The 8,140-nt window shown below is 29.8% G+C and carries 9 protein-coding genes; 5 read left to right on the top strand and 4 right to left on the bottom strand.

Annotation, left to right across the window (positions count from 1 at the left end; translation table 11 throughout):
- Nucleotides 1–39 precede the first annotated feature (39 nt).
- The 3 genes from fba to B3630_RS15875 all read right to left on the bottom strand — a co-directional run bounded on the left by fba (nt 40) and on the right by B3630_RS15875 (nt 2,206).
- Nucleotides 40–987, bottom strand: coding sequence for a class II fructose-1,6-bisphosphate aldolase (gene fba / locus B3630_RS15885; RefSeq protein WP_035132444.1), 948 nt, complete (start codon nt 985–987; stop codon nt 40–42).
- 113 nt (nt 988–1,100) lie between these two features.
- Nucleotides 1,101–1,481, bottom strand: a complete 381-nt coding sequence (locus tag B3630_RS15880) for a DUF4363 family protein (protein ID WP_346899859.1) — start codon at nt 1,479–1,481, stop codon at nt 1,101–1,103.
- A 17-nt stretch (nt 1,482–1,498) separates the two neighbouring features.
- Complete coding sequence (locus tag B3630_RS15875; RefSeq protein WP_346899857.1) at nt 1,499–2,206, bottom strand: DUF421 domain-containing protein; 708 nt, start codon at nt 2,204–2,206, stop codon at nt 1,499–1,501.
- Between the two features lie 226 nt (nt 2,207–2,432).
- Between B3630_RS15875 and B3630_RS15870 the strand changes: the two genes are divergently transcribed.
- The 4 genes from B3630_RS15870 to cax all read left to right on the top strand — a co-directional run bounded on the left by B3630_RS15870 (nt 2,433) and on the right by cax (nt 7,140).
- Nucleotides 2,433–4,088, top strand: coding sequence for a nucleoside kinase (locus B3630_RS15870; RefSeq protein WP_346899855.1), 1,656 nt, complete (start codon nt 2,433–2,435; stop codon nt 4,086–4,088).
- 284 nt (nt 4,089–4,372) lie between these two features.
- Nucleotides 4,373–5,053, top strand: a complete 681-nt coding sequence (gene sdaAB, locus B3630_RS15865) for an L-serine ammonia-lyase, iron-sulfur-dependent subunit beta (RefSeq protein WP_346899853.1) — start codon at nt 4,373–4,375, stop codon at nt 5,051–5,053.
- A gap of 5 nt (nt 5,054–5,058) precedes the next feature.
- Entirely contained in the window at nt 5,059–5,937 is an 879-nt protein-coding gene (gene sdaAA / locus B3630_RS15860) for an L-serine ammonia-lyase, iron-sulfur-dependent, subunit alpha (protein WP_346899851.1), read from the top strand.
- 117 nt (nt 5,938–6,054) lie between these two features.
- Complete coding sequence (gene cax, locus B3630_RS15855; RefSeq protein WP_346899849.1) at nt 6,055–7,140, top strand: calcium/proton exchanger; 1,086 nt, start codon at nt 6,055–6,057, stop codon at nt 7,138–7,140.
- 62 nt (nt 7,141–7,202) lie between these two features.
- Here cax and pssA read toward each other — a convergent pair whose 3' ends face one another.
- Nucleotides 7,203–7,715, bottom strand: a complete 513-nt coding sequence (pssA, locus tag B3630_RS15850; RefSeq protein ID WP_346899847.1) for a CDP-diacylglycerol--serine O-phosphatidyltransferase — start codon at nt 7,713–7,715, stop codon at nt 7,203–7,205.
- A gap of 238 nt (nt 7,716–7,953) precedes the next feature.
- On the opposite strand from pssA, the gene B3630_RS15845 reads away from it, so the two are divergent.
- Nucleotides 7,954–8,140: diacylglycerol kinase family protein (locus B3630_RS15845; protein ID WP_414633020.1), on the top strand; the 187-nt coding region annotated here is incomplete at its 3' end.

The following is an 8,140-nucleotide window of genomic DNA, read 5'->3' as shown; positions in this document are numbered from 1 at the left end:
GACTTAGGGTACATTTTAAAAGGTTCCATGTTTTTTTTCTTATTTCATTGAGTCTATTGAACCTAAAACCGTTGTAATTTTATCTTCTACTAATTGCTGCAGATTAGTTCTTGCTACTCCAAGATATTTTCTTGGGTCAAACTCACTTGGTTTATCTGCAAATACTTTTCTACAAGAACCTGTAACACAAAGTCTTAGGTCTGTATCCATGTTAATTTTGCAAACAGCCATAGATGAAGCTTTTCTTAGCATTTCTACAGGTACTCCCTTAGCACCTTTTATGTCTCCACCATTTTCATTGCACATTTCAACATATTTTGGATCTACAGCAGAAGCACCGTGAAGAACTATTGGATATTTTTCAAAGCCAACTTCTTCTAATTTTCTTGTTATTGTTTCAAGCCTTTCAAAGTCAAGTTTAGCTTCGCCTTTAAATTTGTATGCACCGTGGCTTGTTCCAATAGCTATTGCTAATGAATCAACACCAGTTCTCTTAACAAAGTCAACTGCTTGGTCTGGATCAGTGTAAGTAGCATCTTTAGCAGATACATTTACATCATCTTCAACTCCAGCAAGTTTACCGAGTTCAGCTTCTACAACAACTCCATGTGCATGAGCATATTCTACAACTTCTTTTGTAAGTCTTACATTTTCTTCATAATCATAGTGAGAACCATCAAACATAACAGAGGTAAATCCATTGTCTATACACTCTTTACAAAGTTCAAAAGAATCACCGTGGTCTAGGTGAAGAGCTACATCAACTCCACTTTCCTCAACAGCAGCAAGTACCATATGTCTTAAATAAGCTGGTCGCATATATTTTATAGCTCCACTAGAGCATTGAAGTATTACAGCAGAGTTTTGAGCTTTAGCTCCATCTACAATTCCCTGAATTATCTCCATATTGTTAATATTAAAAGCTCCTATAGCATATTTGCCTTCGAAAGCCTTTTTAAACATTTCTTTAGTAGTTACTAATGCCATAACATTATTCCACCCTTCTATTTATAAGATTAAGTCTATAATTTTATTATAGTTCAATCTTTAGTTAAATGCTATATAGAAAACCACATTTTGAAATCGTAACCAAAAACTTATCAAAAAATATTTCCTATTGATATAGATTCTAATTCTTTTACTTGGTTAATTAGAGTTTTTACTACATGAATAGATGAAAGAGCTTCATCTTTATTTTTGCATTTGGAATATTGACTAAGCTTTATAATTTCACTATAAATGTTATCAAAGTCTGTATGATTTAAAAATAAAGTTAAGTTTGCCACGTGTCCTTCATAGATGTTTAACAATTCAAAAGACAACATATAGCTTTCATCCCAATTATCATTTACTATGTTTTCTTCTATTTCTGATGAAACATCTAAAAGCTTATCACAAGTTAATACTATATATTTGCTGGCAAAAAAAAGAATGAATATCATTAGAAAGAAGATGATGCATGTTGCTATCATGTTTTTCATTGTATAGGAACTCCTCCTTAACTTTCTTTTTCATTATCACTAACATTAGTTTTATTTTTAAGTTGAAAGTAGAATTTATGGTTATTTGAATAAACTATTGCAATGAGCACATCTTTACAACTTTTAATATTATTTTTAGCGAGTTTTTCTTCTAACCAATAATTATCCTTTTCAATAGACTTAAGATTAGCCTTGTTTATAACACCATCTAATATTACTGGCATGGGAATAGGCTCATCTTCTACTTTTATGTTAAAATCTTCCCTTGTAGGTGGTTCATAGTATTTGTAAGGAATAATTGATAGGGAACCATCGGTTTCTAAAATTGCATAATGTATTTCTTGTAAATTAAAATAACCATTTTGTCTAAGCTCACCTAAAAGGTCATCAAGATTATATCTAACTTGCTTTAATTCCTTCATATTTACTAATCCATCTTTTATAAGTATACTAGGTTGACCGTTTAGTATAGAGCGAATGTGCTCACTTTTTAGCTCTAAAAAGGAAGTCATTACTTGAAGAAAAACTAAAGTAGTTATAGGAACTATAGCATATATTAGCGGAATTCGGTTATCGCCCATAGGTAGAGTTGCAAGTTCAGAAATCATTAGTGCAACTACAAAATCTACAGGTTCTAACTGCCCAAGCTGCCTTTTACCCATAACTCGCATAATGAAAATTAAATAAACATATAGTATAACTGTTCTAATTATAAGTATAAACATAAATATCACCTATATTTCTAATATAATGATAAATATAGTATGCACAGAATATAATAAATTATTTGTGGTTTGTTGGTTTCACATTTACAATTATGTAATATAATAAGTAATACAAATATATAATATCATTTAAGTTTAAATTTTATTAAGATTATGATTTTACTAGTTAATTAAGGGATCAGGAAATAATATATGATAACTAAATAATTATAATAGAGGTGAGGTTATGGATAAAATCAAGATAAGAATAGAAGAAAGAATCATAGAAGTTCATAGAGGAATAACGTGTTATAATCTGATAAAAAGATATGGCAATGATAATAAAGTACCTATAGTTTTGGTTAAAGTGGATGGTAAACTTAGGGAGTTATCAACTGTTCTTGAGAAGGATTGTCATATAGAATTTGTTGATATTACAGATAAACAAGGAATGCTGTGTTATATAAGGAGTTTACAATTTGTTTTAATAAAAGCTACCAATGATTTATTTCCAGATAGTAAAATAACCATAGAACATTCTTTAAGTAAAGGATTATTTGGTGAAATATATAAAGACATGCATCTAAGTATAGATGATGTATATGCCATAAAAAAGAGAATGCTTGAGATAATAGATGCTAACATGGAAATTGAAAAGAAAAGTTATAGTAAGGAAGATGCTATAGATTTATTTAGAGAAGTTGGCATGTATGATAAGGTTAGTGTCTTTAAAAATGTAAATGAGAGTAGCATAATAATTTATAAGTTGGGTGAAGAAATTGGTTATTTTTATGGACCAATGATACCTAATACAGATATACTAAAATATTTTGATTTAATTTACTATGATCCAGGGTTTATTCTAAGATTTCCAACTCAAGAAGAGCCAGCTAAAATTCCACGATTTGAAAAACATAGGAAGTTAGCAAAGATATTCTATGAAGCTGAAAAATGGGGGGATGTACTAAATATAGCCCATGTAGGTGCTTTAAATGATGAGATAGAACATGGAGATATTGTGACTTTAGTACGAGTTGCAGAAGCTTTGCATGAAAAGAAGATAGCTAATATTGCTGATAAAATAAAGAAAAATCGTGATATAAAGTTAATATTAATAGCTGGACCATCATCTTCAGGAAAAACTACATTTTGTAAGAGGTTGGGAATTCAAATGAGAGTTAATGGATTAATTCCAGTACCAATATCATTAGATGACTATTTTATAGATAGAGAGCTTACTCCAAAGGATGAATTTGGAGAATATGATTTTGAAAGTGTAACTGCATTGGATTTAAAGCTATTCAATGAACAACTAAAAATGCTTTTAAATGGAGAAGAAGTTGAGCTTCCAACCTTTAATTTTATAACAGGTAAAAGAGAGTGGTTAGGAAATAAAGTGAAGCTTCCAGATAGGGGAGTAATAGTAATTGAGGGAATACATGGCCTAAATGAAGTACTAACAGCTTCAATTTCTCATAATCATAAATTTAAAGTTTATATTAGTCCATTAACTCAAATAAATATGGATGCTCATAATAGAATAGCAACAACGGATGTAAGAATGATTAGAAGAATAGTTAGAGATTATTTATCAAGAGGATATGATGTAGAATATACACTGAAAATGTGGGCATCTATAAGACGAGGAGAAGATAAGAATATATTTCCTTATCAAGAAGATGCAGATGTAATGTTTAATTCAGCACTTATATATGAGTTAGCAGTTTTAAAGAAATATGCATTAGAACAACTATATAAAGTTGAACCAGAAAGTTCAGTCTACAACGAAGCAAGAAGACTTATCGAATTTTTACATTTTTTTAAAGAAGTAGATAGGGATGTTGTTCCAACAAATTCTTTAATTAGAGAATTTATAGGGGGAAGTTGTTTTTATCAATATTAAATTAAAAATGAATATTAATTAAATAGAACTCGGTAATAATGGGATACAAAAAAACTATTACCGAGCTCTATTTATATCGAAAAAATATATATTGTCAATAAGTTTTATGATATAAATATTATAGATATATTTTTACATAATTCTTATTTAAAAGTTACATATTTTTAATCTTTAACTAATGGTACTATATAAAATGGATATACTAAGTAATAACTATTAATTCAGGAGTCAATTAAATATTAAACCTTAGTATATTCTATAGTGATATTTTATAGGAGGAAATTATGAAAAGTTATAGCGTGTTTGACATTCTTGGTCCTATAATGATTGGACCTTCAAGCTCACATACAGCAGGAGCTGCAAGGCTTGCAAAATTAGCTGCAAAGATTGCAGAGGATGATGTTAGGGAAGTTAAATTTTTACTCCATGGCTCCTTTGGAAAAACTTATAAAGGCCATGGTACAGATAGGGCACTAGTAGCAGGAATCCTAGGAATGGATCCGTGGGATTATAGATTAAAAGAATCTTTTACTATTGCAGAAGAGAAAGGTGTAAAATTTACCTTTGAAGAAACGGATCTAGGTGATGTACATCCTAATACGGTTAAATTTGTAATGAAGGACTCTAAAGGTATAGAAACCACTGTTACAGGTTCATCCATAGGAGGAGGAAATATTGTTATATTCGAATTAGATGGACAAAGTATCCATTTTACAGGAGAATATCCAACTATTATAATTACTCATCTCGATGTACCAGGAATGATATATAATGTTAGTAATCTTTTATTTAATGAAAATATAAATATAGCTTCAATGAATGTATATAGAAAAGCTAAGGGATTAGAAGCTTCAACGGTGGTTGAAACTGATGGGATAGCAAATCATCATGTGGTAGATAAAATAAGAAAGATAGAAAATGTGAAAAATGTAGAGGAAATATTACCACCAATGAAAGGAGAGTAGCTTTAATGTTTTTATCAAAGGCAACAGAAATAATTGAATTATGTAATAAAGAGAGAATAACCATTGCAGAATATACTATAAGAGAGGAACTGGAATCTTCAGAAACTTCTAGGGAAAAATTAATAGAAATGATGAGAGAAAATCTAAAAGTTATGAAGTCTGCAACTCAAGAAGCTATGGATAAAGAGATTATATCTATAAGCGGTCTTATAGGTGGTGATGCAACTAAGATTAGAAAGTACTTCCAAGAAAAAGAAACCTTATGTGGTGATTTTATAGTTAAAGCTATGGCAAGAGCATTATCTTGTTCTGAGGTTAATGCGGCTATGGGAAGAATAGTAGCAGCACCTACTGCAGGGAGTTGCGGTATTATACCTGCAGCTATTATTACAGCAGGAGAGAAATTAAATAAAACTGATGATGAAATGATAACTGCTTTATTTACAGCTTCGGGGGTTGGAATTTTAATTGCTAAAAATGCAACGCTAGCAGGTGCTGAAGGTGGATGTCAAGCAGAATGTGGTAGTGCAGCTGCTATGGCTGCAGCTGCCATTGTAGAAATGATGGGAGGAACTCCTAAAATGGCCTTTGATGCAGGGGCTATGGTAATAAAAAATGTGGAGGGCTTGGTTTGTGATCCAATAGCAGGTTTAGTTGAGATACCATGCGCTAAAAGAAATGTAGCAGGAGCAGTAAGTGCCCTTACCATGGCAGACGTGGCAATGGCAGGTGTTGAGAGTAAAATTCCTTTTGATGATACAGTGATATCTATGTACAAAATAGGAAGAGCTTTGCCTAGTGAATTAAGAGAAACTGCATTAGGTGGTCTTGCGATAACTCCATGTGGTCAAAAGTTAAAAGAAAAAGTATTTTCTAATAAATAAAAAACTAAAATAAAGTATTTCACTACAGTTACACCTTTAGCAAAAATATAGGTGTAACTGTTTCTTTATGAAATGAATAGAGTAAATATATATCTATGTTATATTGTGGAGGAAAATATGAAAGACTTTAAGAAAAAAGATTTTATTGGAAAAGAGGAAGTAGTAACATTAACTATAGTATTAATCTCTATTGCACTACTTTTTATAAATATAGATTCTAACATAATTAATGTTATAATGTATTCATTAGTAATGATTCCTTTAGCTATTTTATTAGGAATGGGAACTTCAAAAATATCAGATTATATAGGTGAAAAAAGAGGCGGCCTGATTTCAGCGACAGCAGGTAATGTGCCAGAACTTATGATGGGACTTTGGTCTATAAAGTATGGTATGATTTCCATGGCAAAGGCAGGGCTCTTAGGGGCTGTTATTACAAATATGCTACTTGGTTTAGGAATTGCAGTATTTTGTGGTGGTATAAAATATAGAGAACAAAAATTTAATAAGATAATTGCACGTACAAATTTAAATATGTTATTTTTAGTTATGTTTACAATAATAATTGTATCCGCTTTAAATAGATACTCTATTGTTGACAATGGTAGTTTTCAAAAAATAAGTTTAATCATAGGTGTTGTATTGATATGCGTATATATATTAGGATTAATATTTTCCTTATATACCCATAGTAATTTATTTATATTAGATGAAGAAAAAATGTTACCTAAAAATGGGTATAAGAATGATGCTAGAAAAGTATTTGGGTTAATTATAATTGTAACTATACTTTTATATTTTATAAGTGAAAGGTTAGTTGGTGGTGTAAATGCCATTGTTGAAGAATATAAAATTTCACAAGAATTTTTAGGAATAATATTGATTCCACTTTTAGGCTCCTTTGGTGAAAATGCATCAAGCATAGTATGTGCTTTAGAAAATAAAATAGATGCTAGTCTAGAAACTGCCATAGGCTCTAGTATACAAATTACTATGTTTGTGATTCCTATATTAATTATTTGCTCTTCCTTTATGGGGTTCCAAGTAAATCTACTGTTTTCAACTTTTCAAATAGTAACCATGTCTATAGCAATGGGAATGTCTTATTTTGTGTTTCAAGATGGTAAGACCTATTGGTTTGAGGGAGCGTTACTTATAGCAGTATATTTAGTAGTTACTCTTTCATACTATTATGTTGTTTAGAGTATATTCATGATTAATATTAAAAGCGACTATTTTTTATAGTCGCTTTTAATATTACTATTTTATTTTTTCTTAATTTGAAAATGACTAACCATAAGGTATGAAAGCAATGTCATAAATACCATTGGAATTATTGATGGTATAGGTCTTACCGTAGAAAAAATCTCAAGTACAGCTAATAAACTACCAGCTATAGTTATAGGTATGCCAGTAAAAACATTATTAAATTCTGTACAATTATATCTAGCTAAACGAAAAGCTCCTGACACAGGGAATAATACTAATAAAATTTTACCTAGAAGTCCAAAATTACTAAATCCATATAGGGAAAAGGCTAAAATTGATGGAGCTACGCCAAATGAAACTAAGTCCGCTAGAGAATCAAGTTCTTTTCCCAGTTCACTATGAGTGTTTAAAAAACGTGCTACAGTACCATCGTATCTATCCAGGATTCCTCCTAATAAGATTAAAATTCCAGCTGTAGTAAAATCATTATTTATAGTAAATTGTATTGATAAAACTCCACAAATTAAGTTACCCAAAGTCATAGAATTTGGGATAATAGATTTATTCACACTATCACCTCTATTTTATTATATACATTTTGGTTACCATTGTAAAATATATATGCAGTGAAAATAAAAATTAATTGTTAAATATAAAAAAGTATGAATAAATTTTTAAATTTGAAAAAAGGTTTTTAAAATGGTAATATGATATAGATTAAGGTAAATAAAGTATTATATATAATTATAAATAATATTCATGGGCATAATTAAGTTATATTGTTTATAAATGATATAGGAGGAAATTATGAAAAGAGTTAAATTTATTTATAATCCTTACTCGGGAGAAAATTCAATAATAAACAACATTGATAAGGTAATCAAAATTCATCAACAGTATGGATATACTATAGAACCTTTTAGAATTAGTCATGATGCTGATATTAGAGATGCTCTCATTGAAATAGATGAAAGCTATAAGTATATACTTATAG

This window comes from Clostridium sp. UBA7503, assembly GCF_002477055.1.
In the GTDB taxonomy this organism is placed as follows: domain Bacteria; phylum Bacillota; class Clostridia; order Clostridiales; family Clostridiaceae; genus Clostridium_J; species Clostridium_J sulfidigenes.
This window is presented reverse-complemented; position numbering and strand designations above follow the sequence as displayed.

What these genes read in the sequence shown, in the direction of transcription:
- B3630_RS15875 (WP_346899857.1), bottom strand. Translation starts at nt 2,206, where the DNA reads ATGTTTATACTTATAATTAGAACAGTTATACTATATGTTTATTTAATT.
- sdaAA (WP_346899851.1), top strand. Translation starts at nt 5,059, where the DNA reads ATGTTTTTATCAAAGGCAACAGAAATAATTGAATTATGTAATAAAGAG.
- B3630_RS15870 (WP_346899855.1), top strand. Translation starts at nt 2,433, where the DNA reads ATGGATAAAATCAAGATAAGAATAGAAGAAAGAATCATAGAAGTTCAT.
- B3630_RS15880 (WP_346899859.1), bottom strand. Translation starts at nt 1,481, where the DNA reads ATGAAAAACATGATAGCAACATGCATCATCTTCTTTCTAATGATATTC.
- cax (WP_346899849.1), top strand. Translation starts at nt 6,055, where the DNA reads ATGAAAGACTTTAAGAAAAAAGATTTTATTGGAAAAGAGGAAGTAGTA.
- sdaAB (WP_346899853.1), top strand. Translation starts at nt 4,373, where the DNA reads ATGAAAAGTTATAGCGTGTTTGACATTCTTGGTCCTATAATGATTGGA.
- fba (WP_035132444.1), bottom strand. Translation starts at nt 987, where the DNA reads ATGGCATTAGTAACTACTAAAGAAATGTTTAAAAAGGCTTTCGAAGGC.